The organism is Pseudomonas sp. REST10 (assembly GCF_029542605.1).
Lineage (GTDB): Bacteria > Pseudomonadota > Gammaproteobacteria > Pseudomonadales > Pseudomonadaceae > Aquipseudomonas > Aquipseudomonas khazarica.
On the sequence record NZ_CP035677.1, the window covers coordinates 3,985,627 to 4,001,108 of the forward strand.

Annotated in this window: 13 protein-coding genes, 1 tRNA gene and 1 pseudogene; 9 read left to right on the top strand and 6 right to left on the bottom strand. The window is 65.7% G+C overall.

Annotation, left to right across the window (positions count from 1 at the left end):
• Window positions 1-139 (top strand): annotated as a pseudogene (locus EWH21_RS18760) (hydroxypyruvate isomerase); the annotation flags it as partial.
• A gap of 247 nt (window positions 140-386) precedes the next feature.
• On the opposite strand, the gene EWH21_RS18765 reads toward EWH21_RS18760, so the two are convergent.
• Window positions 387-2,567: an EAL domain-containing protein gene (locus EWH21_RS18765; protein WP_277699049.1), complete on the bottom strand. Its 2,181-nt coding sequence runs from the start codon at window positions 2,565-2,567 to the stop codon at window positions 387-389.
• Between the two features lie 65 nt (window positions 2,568-2,632).
• A complete protein-coding gene (locus tag EWH21_RS18770) occupies window positions 2,633-4,804 on the bottom strand; it encodes a hypothetical protein (protein WP_134677130.1) in 2,172 nt (723 codons plus the stop codon).
• A 276-nt stretch (window positions 4,805-5,080) separates the two neighbouring features.
• On the opposite strand from EWH21_RS18770, the gene EWH21_RS18775 reads away from it, so the two are divergent.
• Window positions 5,081-6,409 carry an MFS transporter gene (locus EWH21_RS18775; RefSeq protein ID WP_277699050.1) on the top strand — a complete coding sequence of 443 codons (1,329 nt, stop codon included), beginning with the start codon at window positions 5,081-5,083 and terminating at the stop codon, window positions 6,407-6,409.
• Between the two features lie 75 nt (window positions 6,410-6,484).
• Here EWH21_RS18775 and EWH21_RS18780 read toward each other — a convergent pair whose 3' ends face one another.
• Entirely contained in the window at window positions 6,485-7,462 is a 978-nt protein-coding gene (locus EWH21_RS18780) for a zinc-dependent alcohol dehydrogenase family protein (RefSeq protein WP_047586196.1), read from the bottom strand.
• A 147-nt stretch (window positions 7,463-7,609) separates the two neighbouring features.
• Between EWH21_RS18780 and EWH21_RS18785 the strand changes: the two genes are divergently transcribed.
• Both EWH21_RS18785 and EWH21_RS18790 read left to right on the top strand, forming a co-directional pair.
• Window positions 7,610-8,335 (top strand): transporter substrate-binding domain-containing protein, encoded by a 726-nt coding sequence (locus tag EWH21_RS18785; protein ID WP_152489335.1) that lies wholly within the window; start codon window positions 7,610-7,612, stop codon window positions 8,333-8,335.
• Between the two features lie 87 nt (window positions 8,336-8,422).
• Complete coding sequence (locus tag EWH21_RS18790; RefSeq protein WP_277699051.1) at window positions 8,423-9,565, top strand: PQQ-dependent sugar dehydrogenase; 1,143 nt, start codon at window positions 8,423-8,425, stop codon at window positions 9,563-9,565.
• A gap of 44 nt (window positions 9,566-9,609) precedes the next feature.
• Here EWH21_RS18790 and EWH21_RS18795 read toward each other — a convergent pair whose 3' ends face one another.
• Entirely contained in the window at window positions 9,610-9,801 is a 192-nt protein-coding gene (locus tag EWH21_RS18795; protein WP_013716575.1) for a hypothetical protein, read from the bottom strand.
• A 241-nt stretch (window positions 9,802-10,042) separates the two neighbouring features.
• On the opposite strand from EWH21_RS18795, the gene EWH21_RS18800 reads away from it, so the two are divergent.
• The 3 genes from EWH21_RS18800 to EWH21_RS18810 all read left to right on the top strand — a co-directional run bounded on the left by EWH21_RS18800 (window position 10,043) and on the right by EWH21_RS18810 (window position 11,482).
• Complete coding sequence (locus tag EWH21_RS18800) at window positions 10,043-10,885, top strand: S1-like domain-containing RNA-binding protein (RefSeq protein WP_037056125.1); 843 nt, start codon at window positions 10,043-10,045, stop codon at window positions 10,883-10,885.
• 55 nt (window positions 10,886-10,940) lie between these two features.
• Window positions 10,941-11,016: transfer RNA gene (locus EWH21_RS18805), tRNA-Thr, on the top strand.
• A gap of 139 nt (window positions 11,017-11,155) precedes the next feature.
• Window positions 11,156-11,482 (top strand): hypothetical protein, encoded by a 327-nt coding sequence (locus EWH21_RS18810; protein WP_134677146.1) that lies wholly within the window; start codon window positions 11,156-11,158, stop codon window positions 11,480-11,482.
• A gap of 4 nt (window positions 11,483-11,486) precedes the next feature.
• Here EWH21_RS18810 and EWH21_RS18815 read toward each other — a convergent pair whose 3' ends face one another.
• Together EWH21_RS18815 and EWH21_RS18820 are read right to left on the bottom strand one after the other, a co-directional pair.
• The gene (locus tag EWH21_RS18815; RefSeq protein ID WP_037056129.1) at window positions 11,487-12,533 is read right to left on the bottom strand and encodes a GGDEF domain-containing protein; all 1,047 of its coding nucleotides are present in this window, start codon (window positions 12,531-12,533) and stop codon (window positions 11,487-11,489) included.
• 108 nt (window positions 12,534-12,641) lie between these two features.
• Window positions 12,642-13,052, bottom strand: coding sequence for a GNAT family N-acetyltransferase (locus tag EWH21_RS18820; RefSeq protein WP_277699052.1), 411 nt, complete (start codon window positions 13,050-13,052; stop codon window positions 12,642-12,644).
• A 143-nt stretch (window positions 13,053-13,195) separates the two neighbouring features.
• Between EWH21_RS18820 and EWH21_RS18825 the strand changes: the two genes are divergently transcribed.
• Window positions 13,196-13,984, top strand: coding sequence for a protein phosphatase 2C domain-containing protein (locus EWH21_RS18825; RefSeq protein WP_277699053.1), 789 nt, complete (start codon window positions 13,196-13,198; stop codon window positions 13,982-13,984).
• Window positions 13,985-14,000: 16 nt separating this feature from the next.
• A complete protein-coding gene (locus EWH21_RS18830; protein ID WP_277699054.1) occupies window positions 14,001-15,482 on the top strand; it encodes a serine/threonine-protein kinase in 1,482 nt (493 codons plus the stop codon).

Below are 15,482 nucleotides of genomic sequence, written 5' to 3' on the forward strand. Positions count from 1 at the left end.
GACCGGGGAACTGGCCTTCCCGCCGTTGCTGAGCGCGCTGCGTGACAGCGGCTATGACGGCTGGCTGGGCGCCGAGTACAAGCCGGGAGAAGCGGGTACGCAGGCCAGCCTGGGCTGGTTGCCGGCGTTCAGGGCTTGAGGGCGAGGTGGCTGGATCGCGGCTGAAGCCGCTCCTACGACCCGCCCCGTAGCCCAGATGAAATCCGGGAATGTAGGGTGGACGTCGCTTTTCACGTCCACCGCAACGGTGGATCGGTGAAGCGTGATCCACCCTACGTTCGCTGGCGTGAGGTGTACGTTTCGCGGCTGAAGCCGCTCCTACAGGGTTTGCATGGCTGCTTGTGGGAGGCGCTGCAGCGGCGAGCGTTGGCCCTGGGCGTGAGGGCTCAGGAGCCGCTCGCTACCCGCTCCAGCGGTCGATAGTGCGGCGGGAACAGCGAGATGATCTCGGCCAGCGGCACCGGTTTGCTGAACAGGTAGCCCTGCACCTGATCGCAGCCGCGTTCCTGCAGGAAGGCCAGTTGTTCGACGGTCTCCACGCCTTCGGCGACCACCTTCAGGTGCAGGGCATGGGCCATGGCGATGATGGCGTGGACTATCTCGCGGTCCGGGCTGGAGTTGACCACATCCTGGATGAACGAGCGATCGATCTTCAGCGTGTCCAGCGGCAGGCGGCGCAGGTAGGCAAGGGATGAATAGCCGGTGCCGAAGTCGTCGATGGACAGGCTCAAGCCCAGCGCCCGGATGCTTTCCAGCAGGCCGATGGCCCGGTTGATGTTGCTCAGCAGCGCGCTCTCGGTGACCTCCAGTTCCAGGCAATGGGCCGGGCAGTGAGTCGAACGCAGCAGCTGTTCGATGCGGCCAGGCAACTGGTCGGTGCCCAGGTTGAGTGCCGAGCAGTTGACCGCGATCTTCAGGCCGGAATACCCCATGTGCTCGAGGTTGTTGAGGTCCAGGCAGGCGCTGCGCAGCACCCAGTGGTCGAGCAGGTCGATGAAGCCATTGGCTTCGGCGATGGCGATGAAGCGGTCCGGTGTGAGCAGGCCGTGCTGCGGGTGGTGCCAGCGCACCAGCGCTTCCAGTTTGCTCAGCGCGCCACTGCGCAGGTCGATGATCGGCTGGTAGTAGAGCAGCAGGCCGCTGTCCTGCTGCAGGGCCAGGCGCAGGTCTTCCTCCAGTTGCAGCTCGAAGGAGGCCTTCTGCTTGAGGCGCGGGTTGAAGAAGTGCACCACGTTGCGACCGCTGCCCTTGGACTGGTACAGCGCCAGGTCGGCATGCTTGAGCAGCTCGTCGGCATTGCTGCCGTCCTGCGGGAACAGGCTGATGCCGACGCTGGTGGTCATCACGATCTTGCGCCCGGCCAGGCTGATCGGCTCTTTCATCTGCTCCAGCATGCGATTGGCCAGGGCACGCGGGTCGGCATTGCTGTCGAGGCTGGCGACCACGCAGAACTCGTCGCCGCCGAAGCGGGCGATGATGTCACGCTCGCGCAGCGCCAGGCGGATGCGCTGCGCGACCATGCGCAGCAGCTCGTCACCGGCGTCGTGGCCGAGGCTGTCGTTGATGCGCTTGAAGTGATCGACGTCGAGGAACATCACCGCCAGGCTGCGGTTGGTCACCGCATGCTCCTCGAGGGCGGCGGCGAAGACCCGGTTGAAGCCTCGGCGGTTGAGCAGCTCGGTCAGGGGGTCGTAGTGCGCCACCTGTTCCAGCGAAGCCTTGGCCTGGTCGAGCTGCACCAGCAGGCTGTTCACCCGTTGCAGGTCACGGTCCTTGTCATCCAGCTTGTGCCCGATCCACGCGGCCGCCAGGCTCAGGCCCAGGATCAGCAGGGTGATCGAGGCGACGATCAGCCCCAGCTGCAGGCTGTTGTCGGCACTGCGCAACTGCAGGGGCGTGCCATCCGGTACCACGAGGTTGAGCGCCGCCATGCCGGTGTAGTGCATGGCGGCGATGGCCGCGCCCATCACCAGGGCCGCACAGCAGCGCATCCAGCGCTGTTGTCTGGGCGAGCCGACGCGCACGTAGCGGTCGATCAGCAGCGCCGCGAAGCTGGCGCTGATGGCGATGAGGATGGACAGGCTGAACAGGCCGCCATGGTAATAGGCGTGCGCCGGCGAGCGGATGGCGGCCATGCCGCTGTAGTGCATGGCAGTGATGCCCAGGCCGATGATCAGGGCCGCCAGCAACTGCCGGCCCAGGCCGGCCTGCGCCATGCTCATGCAGTAGAGCGCGAGCAGGGCGGCGGCCAGCGCCACCAGCAGCGACAGTGCGGTGGTGGCCAGGTGGTAGTGAATGACCACCGGGGCCTGGAACGCCAGCATGCCGATGAAGTGCATGGACCAGATGCCGCCCGCCAGGCACAGCCCGCCGACCAGGCCCCAGATCAGGCGCATGCTGCGCCTGTGAACCTGCTCCAGGTGCTTGGTGATGGTCAGCGTGCTGAGGCTGCCGATGGTGGCGATGACGTACGACAGCAGCACCAGCCAGGGGTCATGGCTGCAGTCCAGCAGGAGCTGCCCCTGAACGGGCAGGTCACTGAGGAACCTGATCGAGAGTCCTTCCATTACCATCCCCGCTTGCCTGCGGTATGCGTGCCCGGTTCAGTGAAGCACAGGCTCGCCGTTACGGCCTACTTGCCGTAGTCGTTGAGCGAGATCACCCGGGTCTTGCCGATGCGATGGCGGTAGATCTCGCGCAGGTACTTGATCGCCTGCTTGACGCTCTCGCGCGACAGGCGGATGTCGTTGATCGAGACGAACTTCTCGGCATCGTGGATCAGCTCGCGGTACTTCTTCTCGTACATCGGCTTGATCGCGTACCAGTTGGTGTCGAGGATCTTCGCCGGGTCCTCGTGTTCGTTGAGCATGGCGTCGAGCTGCGCCTCGTTGAAGCGCTCGGCGACGATGAAGTCGAGCATGGCGTCGTCCAGGCTGTCGTCGAAGCGGTACTGGTCGCGGGCGAAGCAGCGCTTGATGTAGGCGACGATCAGGGTCAGAAAATCGTCCGACAGGCAGGGGCTCTTGACGATCAGGGTGGTCAGCGAGAGGTTGGCCGAGGCGCCGATCACCAGCGCATAGCGCTTGAGCGTGGTGTTGGGGAAGAGGTTGTTGAGGTGGGTCTTGAGCCGGTTCAGGTCCATGTAGGACAGCTTGTAGTCCTTGGGCAGGGAGACGATGGACACCACCGACGAGCAGTTCTTGAAGAAGTGCAGGTCGCTCAGCTGCGCCGCGTCGTAGCCGCTGGCCTTGTACTGCTCGAGGGCCTGGCGGTAGCGCTTGGATTCGATCGGCAGCAGGCTGATGCCCTCGATGGCCTGGGTGACCTTGTTGAAATGCGGCAGGTCGATGGAGCGGAAGAACAGGTCGTCGATGTTCAGCCGGGGCGGGTGCTGCTCCTTGTCCAGCACGCGGAATTTCTCCGATAGCTGGGCGTGCTGCTCGGGCACCACGGATTCGGCGTAGGCCACGGCCACGGGGCCTGCCAGGCTCATGAACAGGTCGTTGGCATCGAGGCGGATGGTCTCGCCGATGTCGATGCCGGCGCGGCGGAAGTAGTTCTGGTCGTAGTCGCTGGTCACCGCCTGGGCGGTGAGGATGTTGAAGATCTGCTGCGAGATGTACTGGTTGGCGTGGCGCTCCATGGCGGTCACGTCGATGTTGTGGATGCTGCCGTCACCGCTTTCCTCGGCGTAGCGCATGATGTCGTTGGAGATCAGCATCATGGCGTTCCACGGACGGATGCGGCGCATCACGCTCTCGGCGCTGTTCTGCTCGTTGTCGAAGTTGTAGGAGAAGTCCCATTCCTCGGCCAGGTACTTGCAGAGCAGGCGCCCGGCGTTGATGTGCAGGGCCTCGGACATCTCGCTGCGCTGGTCGGAGATGTTCGGCAGGATGCAGATGCCGCTGGTGAAGATCGGCTCGAAGACGAAGCCACGATCGCGCTCCGTCTCGGCGTCCTCCGGTGCCTTGCTGTCGAAGGTCTTGCTCATGTAGGCGAACTGCTGCGCCAGGCCGAACTCCGAGGCCATGCCGGAGCCGGTGCCGCCGCCGGCGCTGAAGATATAGAAGTACAGCCGCGACTGGTTGGCCTTGATGCCGCAGGAGTCGATCAGGTAGCTGTGGATGAACTTCCAGTCTTCGTTGGAGAAACGCTGGGTGTCCTTGTTGAGGATGATCTTGGCCAGGTACTGGCCGAGGATCGGCGCGTTGCCGGCCCCACCGGCATGCACCTCGGACAGGTCCATGATCTTCATCTTGCTGTAGTCGTCGAGAAAGCCGCTCATCTCGCCCTTGCGCGAGAAACGGATGCGCCCGGCGATGTCCTTGTCCAGGTCGCCGAGCATCACCAGCGGCTCGATCAGGAACACCGGCTTGCTGCTCTTGCTCGGCGCACGCAGCAGGTTGCTGCGAATCCAGCGGCTGGGACGGGAGGCCTGCTCGATGGCCGCCGTGGCTTCGCTGTGAAACTCCTCCAGGTAGAACTGGCGGGCGTTGTAGACCAGCGAGGCGACGTCCAGGGCGATGTTCGAGCCGCAGCGCCCCAGGCCGATCAGGCACACCGAGGGGAACTGCTGGATGCGACTCGACTCGCTGTCGTCCAGTGGCTCGCCCAGGGGGAACACCATGTTGCGCAGGCCATCGAGGTTGTCGAGGATGCGCTCGATGTCGCGTTCGGTGAAGTACAGGTACTGCTCGCCAGTGTCGCTTTGCACCGCCAGCGCGGATGGCGCCAGCAGGGTGTCGGCGAGATCGGCCAGGGTGGCTTCCTTGGCGGGGGCTACGGCGTCTTTTTTAGTTTTCATCAGCGACAGTCCGGCGAGTCAGTGGGATGTTGGCCATTGGCCATGAAATGACCAGTCCCATTGGTTCTAGCACGGAAAAAAACACTTTGCGTTGTTCGGCCGGATATTGGCGCTGGTTGGCCGTCGCTCCCATCGATCTGCATAAATCAAGCGAATGGTCGCAGACAAAGCCAGGCAAAGCCTCTAGATTGCGCATCACTCAGCGTTCGGTCGGTGCTGCCAAGGTAGGCGCCACCGCAGTAGGCCGCACGCGGACAACAACATGGAGACCTTGCCGTGCAGCCCAATCAGCAAGCCGCGAATGCCTGGCGCATTCTGTTCCTGCTCTTCCTGGCCAACCTGTTCAACTTCTTCGATCGCACCATTCCCGCCATCATCATCGAGCCGATCCGCCTGGAGTGGGGCCTCAGCGATCTGCAGCTCGGCCTGATCGGTACCGCGTTCACCATCGTCTACGCGCTGGCCGGCGTCCCGCTCGGACGCATGGCCGACACCGGCGCCCGGCGCAAGATCATGGGCTGGGGCCTGGCGGCCTGGAGCGGCCTGACGGCGCTCAACGGCATGGCCTGGAACTTCTGGAGCTTCCTGCTGATTCGCATGGGCGTCGGCATCGGCGAGGCCAGCTACGCCCCGGCGGCCAACTCGCTGATCGGCGATCTGTTCCCCGCGCACAAGCGCGCACGGGCCATGGGCATCTTCATGCTCGGCCTGCCACTGGGCCTGCTGCTGGCGTTCTTCAGCATCGGCGCGATGGTGCAGGCGTTCGGCAGCTGGCGGGCGCCGTTTCTCATCGCGGCGCTGCCGGGGCTGATTCTCGCGCTGTTCCTGTTCTTCATCCGCGAGCCGGCGCGGGGCGCGGCGGAAAGCATGCCGGTCAGCAGCGCCGCGGTGCAGCAACCGCTGCGCAAGGTGCTGGCGATCCGCACCTTCTGGTGGCTGGTGCTGGCGGGGCTGGCGTTCAATTTCGCCGCCTATGCCTGCAATGCCTTCATGGTGCCGATGCTGCAGCGCTATTTCGGCCTGGGCCTGCAGCAGGCGGCGATGGCCACCGGGGTGATCGTCGGGCTGACCGGGCTGGTCGGCCTGACACTGGGCGGCTGGGTGGCGGACAAGGTGCACCAGCGCTGGGCCAATGGCCGTCTGCTGTTCGCCGCGCTGAGCATGCTGGTGGCTTGCCTCTGCAGCGCGTGGGCGCTGACTGCGGGACGCATCGATACGGCGCTGTTCGTCGCGGTGTTCAGCCTCGGCTGGCTGTTCTCCTACAACTTCTACACCTGCGTCTACACGGCGATCCAGGATGTGATCGAGCCGCGTCTGCGTGCCACGGCCATGGCGCTGTTCTTCGCCGGCCTGTACCTGCTGGGCGGGGGGCTGGGGCCACTGGCGGTGGGCTGGCTGTCGGATCACTACGCGCAGGCGGCGATGCAGGCCGCTGGCGCCAGCGAGATGACCGAGGCCTTCAAGGCCGTCGGCCTGCATGATGCGATGCTGCTGATCCCGGTGGCGCTGCTGCTGACGCTGCTGGCATTGCTGCAGGCTGCGCGCTGCTTCCAGACGGACGCCGTGCGCATGCGCGAGGGCCTGGGCGGGGCGGTGCCGGCCTGAGGCAGACGCTGCGCGCAGCGCACCCGGCAGACTGGCGCATCCGTGGATGCGCCATGCAGGGCTGTCGCCGGATGCTCAGGGCACCAGGAGGATCTTGCCGTCCCGCTCGCCGCTGGCGGCTGCGGCCACGGCATCCTTGATGTGTTCCAGGTCGTAGGTCGCCGCGACACGGGTCTTCAGCTTGCCGCTGGCGATCAGTTGCACCAGTTCGCCGAACACCTTCATCTGCTGCGCCGGGCTGGCCTGCTGGAACCACTTGGCCAGCCAGAAGCCGCGCAACGTCACGTCACGGAACACGAACGAGGCCGGCGACACCTGGCAGGCCTGGCCGCTCATCATGCCGTAGTTCACCAGCACGCCACCGTTGGCCAGGACGGCAGCCAGGTTGTCGGTGCTGACGCCGCCCACTGCATCGATACCCAGGCGCACCTCGGCACCACCGGTGGCCGCACGCACGCGCTTGGCCAGGTCCGGCCCGTCCACCAGCACCAGATCGGCGCCTTCGGCCTCCACGCCGGCGACCGCCGACTCGCGGCGCACCACGTTGATGGTCTTGAAGCCGCGCAGCTTGGCCAGCTGGATCAGGTAGCTGCCAACGCCGGAGTTGGCGGCGTTCTGGATGACCCAGTCACCCGGCTTGAGGTCGACGAACTCGCTGAGCAGCAGCGAGGCGGTCGGCGGGTTGACGGTGAGCATGGCCAGCTGCAGCGGATCGGCGTCCGGCAGAGGGATCAGCTTGTCCGCCGGGGCATTCATGGCGCTGACCCAGGTGCCGCTGCCGACCGGCAGGAGCACGGTCTGGCCAACCTTGAACTGGCTGACGCCGGCACCGAGCGCCTCGACCTTGCCGACCCCTTCGTTGCCGCCGACAGCAGGCAGCGGCGGCAGCATGCCGTAGGCACCGGTCAGCGTGAGCACGTCGGAGGGGTTGATCGGCGCTGCCAGCACCTTGACGCGCACCTGCCCGGCAGCAGGCTCCGGCAGTTGCAGGGCAACCGCGCTGATGACGTCTTGCGGCACCGGGCCGCGCTGTTGGTATTCGGCTTTGAGCATGGTCAGGGTCTCCAGAAGGCAGGCGCAGAAATGCGTGGAGCCAGTCTAGTCGCGATAGTGCACAACGGAGTGAATCGACCTGCATCCACTCTGGTGATGACTCCCGCGAGCCGTCTATGCTCAGCTGGACCGACAACGGGGACCGTGATGTTCAGATGGTGGGTAGCAGCGGCACTGGCATGCCTGAGCCTGACGGCGCCGGCAGACGTGCTGCACGTTGGCTTCGGCACGCACAAGCCGCCTTACATCTACGAGGGCGAGCGGCGTGGGCTGGAGTACGAGTTGATCGAGCGCGCGGCGCAGAACGCCGGCTTCGAGGTCACCGTCTACTATGCGCCGATGGAACGCCTGCACCTGATGCTGCGCCGTGGCGAGATCGACGCGATCGCCACCACCCACCAGCGCAGTGGCGTGAAGGCCTATTACTCGCAGACCTACATCTATTACCACAACGTGGCGGTGGCCCTGGCCAGGCGCGGCTATCGCATCGAGCACATCGCCGACCTCGGCAACTACTCGGTCAGCGCCTTCCAGCGTGCGCGGCTGCTGCTGGGTCCCGAGTTCGAGCGCATGGCCCTGAACAACCCGCGCTACCGCGAGGAGGCCCTGCAGATCAACCGCAACCGCCTGCTCTACAGCGGCCGTGTGGACGTGGTGGTGGGCGACAAGCGCATCCTCCGCTACTTCAATCGCGAGGTGGCGGACCAGGTCGACGTGACGCAGGCGTTGTCCTGGTTCGAGATATTCCCACCCACGCCGTACCGGGTCGGCTTCCGCCTGGATCGACAGCGCCAGCGCTTCGACGAGGGCCTGCGCAAACTGCGCGAGTCCGGCGAATACCAGCGCATCGAGCAGCGCTACCTGGCGGACTGAAATCTGAGGAAACTGTTGCGCGGCTGCCGGCGGACAGGGGCTGTTGCACTATGACGCCTCGCTCGCCACCTGCATGGAGACGCCAGGATGCCGCTCAAGTCGCTCGCTACCTTCGCCTTGCTCGCCCTGTTCGGCAGCCAGCCCGGCCTTGCCGAGGAGCGCCAGCTGCCCTCCGAACTGGGGCCCGTGGACGTCGTTACCATTGCCGAGGGCCTGCGCAATCCCTGGGCCGTCGCCGTGCTGCCGGATGGCCAGGGGTTCCTGGTCAGCGAGCGGCCGGGGATGCTGCGGCGAGTCAGCGCCACGGGGGAGTTGTCGCCGCCGCTGCGTGGGGTGCCCGGCGTGTTCGCCGTGGGCCAGGGCGGGCTGCTCGATGTGGTGCTGTCACCCGACTTCGTCGAGGATCGCCTCGTCTACCTGTCCTACGCCGAAGCCGGTGACGGTGCGGCGGGCACCGCGGTCGGGCGCGGACGGCTGTCCGCCGACAGCCGCGCGCTGGAGAACTTCACGGTGATCTTCCGCCAGCAGCCCAAGCTGTCCACTGGCACGCACTTCGGCTCGCGCCTGGTGTTCGACCAGCAGGGCCACCTGTTCATCGCCCTGGGCGACAACAACGACCGTCCCACCGCGCAGGCGCTGGACAAGCTGCAGGGCAAGCTGGTGCGCATCTACCCGGACGGACGCATCCCCGAGGACAACCCCTTCGTCAAGCGTGCCGGCGCCCGCGGCGAGATCTGGTCCTATGGCCACCGCAACCAGCAGGGGGCGGCGCTCAACCCCTGGAGCGGCCGCGTGTGGACCCACGAGCACGGCCCGCGCGGCGGCGACGAGATCAACATCCCCGAGGCCGGCAAGAACTATGGCTGGCCACTGGCGACGCATGGCATCAACTACTCGATGCTGCCGATTCCCGAAGCCAGGGGCAAAACCCTGGAAGGCACCGAACCACCCCTGCATGTCTGGGAGAAGTCGCCGGCCATCAGCGGCATGGCGTTCTATTCGGGCGAGCGCTTCGCGGCCTGGCAGCACAGCCTGTTCATTGGCGCGCTGTCCGGCCAGGCACTGATTCGCCTGCATCTCGATGGCACCAGGGTCGTGCGCGAGGAGCGCTTGCTGGAGTCACTCAACGCACGGATACGCGACGTGCGGCAAGGGCCGGACGGCTATCTCTACGTGCTGACGGATGCGCCGCAGGGGCGCTTGCTGCGCCTGGGGCTGGCGAGCGAATAAGGCGGGGGAGGGGTGTCGGGTGCGCGAGGCGCACCCGCGAATGATCACTTCTTGCTGATGGTGATCTGGCGAGTGCCGCCGTAGGTCTGACCGCTTACACCCTTGGCGATCTGCTGGATCTCGCCACCGCCCTGCAGGAAGGCGGCAATCTGCGCCTCGATGGACTCGCGGGTTTCCACTGCTGGAGCCGGCTTGCTGACTTTGCTGGCGGACGACTTGACGCGAAGGGTGGCCATGACCTTGATCTCTTTTCGATGGGCGGCCGGCCATTATGCCTCAATCAGCCCCATTCTGCTGGGTTAATCGCCAATCAGTCACCTGTGCAAGGCCCTGGCAGGCCCCTGTTCACCGCCTTTAATGGCTTGTTTTCCAGCGACTTAGGCCTCGCGGTGACCGGCTGTCGAATGACTGCACGGCAGGCCCGGAGAACCGCGAACTCGGGTAGAATGGCCGGCTGTTTTAGCGAGGTGGAACACGATGGCCGTAATCGGGCGGATGAATTCTCTACAGGTGGTCAAGCACACCGACTTCGGGCTGTACCTGGACGGTGGTGCGGATGGCGAAATCCTCCTGCCCAAGCGCTACATCCCCAAGGACACGCCGAGCGAAGTCGAGGACTGGCTCAACGTGTTCATCTACCTCGACAGCGAAGACAAGCTGATCGCCACCACCCTGAAGCCGAAGATCCAGCTCGGCCAGTTCGCCAGCCTCAAGGTGGTGGACATCAACCGGGTCGGCCTGTTCTTCGACTGGGGCCTGCCCAAGGACCTGCTGCTGCCGCACTCGGAAGAGAAGCGCCCGCTGCAGATCGGCGACTACTGCGTGATCTACCTCTATCTGGACAAGCGCACCCGCCGTCTCACCGCGACTGCGCGGCTGGACCGCCATCTGGACCAGGTACCCGCCGACTATCAGGTGGGCCAGGAGGTCGACCTGCTGGTGGTCGAGCGCACCGACCTGGGCTTCAAGGCCATCATCGACGGCAAGCACTGGGGCCTGATCCACAAGAACGAACTGTTCAAGTTCATCCGCAGCGGCATGCGCGAGAAGGGCTACATCAAGGAACTGCGCGCCGACGGCAAGATCAGCCTGAGCCTGCAACCGATCGGCCGTGAGGCCGCCAGTGGCCTCGCCGAGCAGATCGTCGCGCGCCTGCGCGAGCAGGGCGGTGTGCTGGCGCTGGGCGACAAGAGCCCGCCCGAGCTGATCGCCGAGCAGTTTCGCGTCAGCAAGGGCAACTTCAAGAAGGCCATCGGCGGGCTCTACAAACAGGGTCTGATCCGCATCCACGACGACCGTATCGAATTGCTCGACAATTGAGCGCGTGGCGACTTGAGCGCGGGCGCGGCAACTCGCATAATGCCGGCGTCTTGTAGCCGGTGTAGCTCAGTCGGTAGAGCAGCGCACTCGTAACGCGAAGGTCGTAGGTTCGATTCCTATCTCCGGCACCATTTCCAGCAAAGGGTTGGCTTCGGCCAACCCTTTTTCGTTGTGGCGCTGCAAAATCCCTGGCGTTGCTGTCCAAGCAGCTGTGACGATGGCTTGCGGGTTGCCGGCCTGGCGCCGGGCCTGCCCTGATGGGAGTTGCTCATGTTCGCTCGTTCGCTCGTCCTTATCCTGGCTGCGGCCTGCGCCGGCGTTGTGCTGGCCGACGAGCCGCAGACCATTCGCGTCATCCCCAAGAGCTACATCAGCCCGGGCGCCAGCGGCAGCGTTTCCGGCTCGGTGCGCTACGAGCAGCACAATCTCTATGGCGGGCAGCGCCTGCCGCAGGGCAGCGTGAGGCAGGAGAGCCGCTACGGCAGCCAGTCCAGCGAGACGCGCGGCGGCATTCGGCAGAGCACCGAGTACCCCGGCGGGCTGATCATCGAGCGTCAGCCAGGCAGTGGCAGCTATCAGCAGCAGCGCAGCCGCTGACGCATCAGCGGTTGGCGGCGAGCTTGTCGGGGTGGCCCGGCGCGTCGGCGATCACTGCGCGATTGCGCCCCTCGCTCTTGGCCCGGTACAGGCATTCGTCGGCGCGCTGTAGCCAGCTTTCCCAATGCTCGCCGCTGTGCAGGATGGCCCCGCCGATGGACACCGTCACGCCACCGCCGGGGCTTTCCAGCTCCTGCTGCACGCTGCGCAGCAGGTTCTGCGCGGCCGTATGCAGGCCTTCGAGGCCGGTGTTGGGCAGCAGCAGGAGGAATTCCTCGCCACCGAAGCGGAACAGGCGGTCCTCCTTGCGCGAGCAGCGCTTGATCAGCTCGACGAAGGCCACCAGTACCTGATCGCCCACGTGATGGCCGAAGCGGTCGTTGATCTGCTTGAAGTGGTCCAGGTCCATCACCAGCAGGCCGTAGCTGTCGCTGTGGCGGCGATGGCTGGCCATGGCGATCTTCAGCTCTTCGTTCATGGCGCGCCGGTTGCGCGCGCCGGTCAGCGGGTCGTGGATGGCCAGCAGCTGCAGGCGGTCGCGCTGATTGCGGGTGCGGAAGGCGAAGATGAAGCTGAGCACGCTGGCCATCATGCAGGTGACCAGGAACGAGATCATCTGGTAGTGACTCTCGAACACGCTGCCAGGCACCAGCAATGCGTAAGTGACCAGGCTGACCAGCACCACGCTGGTCGCCAGCAGCGCCTTGCCGGGCGTGACCATGAAGAAGTTGAAGAGAATCAGCGGGTAGATCCAGAACAGGCCGTTGACCCCCAGGTTGATGGCGATCAGCGTGGCGCCGAGGGAGAACACGCCCGCCAGGTAGATGCCGGGCTTGACCGTGTCCCGCGTGGCCCAGGCGTAGAGCACGGCGAAGAGGGTGGACAGGACGATGACCGTGTCCGCGATGCCGACCAGGTAGTTGCCGTGCAGCAGGCGATAGACGGCATACGGGGAGATGCCGATGATGCCGAACAGCCCCATCAGGGTGATGATCGAAAGCTGAAAATCATTGCGCAGGCGCTTCAGCAGGCGAGCGGTCTGGGTAGCCATAGCGTTTCTTTTCATTGTTGTGGACCAAGCATGCAGAGCTTCGACCGCTCATGGCAAGGGGCATTCCTGAGCAAAGTGCCAGTATTCCTGCCCTCGGCGAAAGGAGGCTCAGTGAGCGCGCAGCGATACTAACGGCTTGTTGCGTCGATAGCGGGCCAGCCGTTCGGCTAGTTCGGCCGGCAGCGGGTCGCAGTCGACGAATCCCTGGCGCTGATAGAAGCAGCGTAGCTGCGGATGGCAGAACAGCCAGATGGCTTCGGGATGCTGCGCCAGACAGGCGCGCAGCAGTTCGCCGGCCACGCCCTGGCGCCGCAGCGCGGGCGCGACGAACAGGCCGGTCAGCCACTGTCCGGCGCTGACCGGGCGCAGGCTGAGGGCCGCGACGATGTCCCCGCTGCTCTGGGCGACCCACACCTCATCGCCTGCCTGGCCGCGCATGGGCGAGCGATGGCTGCGATAGAACTTGTTGAGCAGCGGCTGCAGCTCGGAGGGCAGGCAACGGTAGTGGAGGGTGGACATCGACCGGCACGGGTGAGGACAAGGCCTGCCATTTAACCGCGGATTTTGGTTAACGACTGCGCATTTGCGCCCTGTCGGTCCGTGACAGCTCACCGGCAGCACCGCATCATGAGCGCGCTCGTCCATCGCTCAAGGATTCCCGCGTGTCCCGACCGTCGCCCCCCACCATCGTGTTCGCCGCACAGAGTTCGGCCGGACGGGTGCGTACGCACAACGAAGATGCGCTGGCCTGTCGGCCTGAACTCGGCCTCTGGGCCGTTGCCGACGGCATGGGCGGGCACGCCAGTGGCGAGGTGGCCAGTGCCAGGGCGCTCGATGGGCTGATCGCCGCCTTGGAGCAGGGGCAGACACTGGAGGCGGCGGTGCAGGCTGCCCACCAGGCCGTACTGGCCGCCGCCGCGTCCAGCGATGGCGCGGCGGACATGGGCAGCACCCTGGTGGCGGTGCGCATGCAGGGCGATGCCTTCGAGCTGGCCTGGATCGGCGACAGCCGCGCCTATCGCATCGCCGCTGACCGCATCGAGCAGCTCAGCCACGATCATAGCTGGGTGCAGGTGATGATCGACGCCGGCCAGCTGAGCGTCGAGGAGGCGCGCGAGCATCCACGGCGCAACCTGATCCTGCAGTGCCTCGGCCAGGGGGAGCCGGTGCTCGACGTCGGCCTGCTGCATGGTCACCTGGCGGCCGATGAACTGTTGCTGCTGTGCAGCGATGGCCTGACCTGCGAGCTGGATGACCCGGCCATCCAGCACTGCTGCGCCGAGTCGGCCACCCTGGAAGCGATGGTCGAACAGTTGCTGGGGCTGGCAAATGGCCATGGCGGTAGAGACAATATCAGCTGCATCGTCCTCGGCCTCGCTGCGCCTGCCTTGCCCTGCGAGGCGCCGGCGCGCAGCCTGCTGAGCAAACTGTTCAAATTCCGTCAATCCTGAGTGCCAGTCGAGCCGTATGAACCAGCCTTCGATCAACGTACCCGGTTACAGCATTCATGGTCGCCTGGGCAAGGGAGGCATGGCGGAGGTCTACCTGGCCACCGAAGAGGCCCTGCAGCGCCAGGTGGCGCTGAAGGTCCTGCTGCATCGCGAGGATGAGGAATTCACCCAGCGTTTCATCAAGGAAGGCCACATCGTCGCCTCCTTGCAGCATCCGTCGATCATCACCATCTACCGCATCGACCAGCTGGCCGATGGCCGCCACTTCCTCGCCATGGAGTACCTGGCCGGTGGCGACCTGGCCCAGTACAAGGGGCAGCGCCTGGAGCCCGCGCGGGCCTTGCGCATCGTCCGGCAGATCGCCAGCGCCCTGGTCGTGGTGCACGACAAGGGGCTGGTGCACCGCGACATCAAGCCCGGCAACATCCTGTTCCGCGACGACGGCACGGCGGTGCTCACCGATTTCGGCGTGGCCAAGGCGCTGCAACTCGACAGCGACCTGACCCAGTCGGGGATCGCCGTCGGCAGCCCGGCCTACAGCAGCCCGGAGCAGGCGCAGTGCCAGGCGCTGGATGCGCGCAGCGACATCTACAGCCTGGGCGTGATCCTGCTGGAGATGCTCACCGGGCATAACCCCTTCCGTGGCGAGAACTACACCCAGACACTGATGAACCAGCTGCAGCTGGAACCGCCGCAACTGCCCGAGCCGCTGCGCGAGCTGCAGTGGCTGCTCGAGCGCATGCTGGCCAAGGCGCCGGATGAGCGCTTCGCCGACTGCCACGTGCTGCTGGCCAGCCTGGATGAGCTGCAGGATGCTGAACAGGAGCTGACGCGCATGACGCCGGCAGTCAAGGCGCCGCCACGCCAGGCCCGCCGGCGCTGGTTGCCCTGGGCGCTACTGGGCGTGCTGCTGCTGGCGGGGGCGGGCGCTGGTGGCTACTACTGGCAGCTGCAGCAGCGCATCGCCGGCTTGCTCGTGCTGGGCGAGGCGCGTCTGGCCGGCGGGCAGCTGCTGACCCCGGCGCAGGACAACGCCGATTACTACTTCCGCCAGGCGCTGCTGCTGGATGCCGACAACGCCCAGGCCAGCGATGGCTTGCAGCGCGTGCTGCAGGCGCGCATCCAGGGCTATCTGCAACTGGCCGAGGAGCGCCTGGCCGAGGGCCTGCTGATCCTGCCCGAGGACGACAGCGCGGTGCACTACTTCCGCCAGGTACTGGGCTGGGAGCCGGACAACCTGCTGGCACTGGCCGGGATCAACCGCGTGGCGCAGCGCTTCATCGATCAGACCGAGGCGGCCTATGCGCGGCGCGAGTACAACCTGGCGCTGGAGCAGATCAAGCAGGGGCTCGAGGCAGAACCCGACAACGAGCGGCTGCTGGCGCTGTACGACGGCCATCAGGAGCGTGTGCGCCAGGCCACGCAACCGGCTGCACGACCGGCGCAGCGTTCCTCGCAGAACCCGATCAAGCGCCTGCTGAACAACCTTTTCGACTGA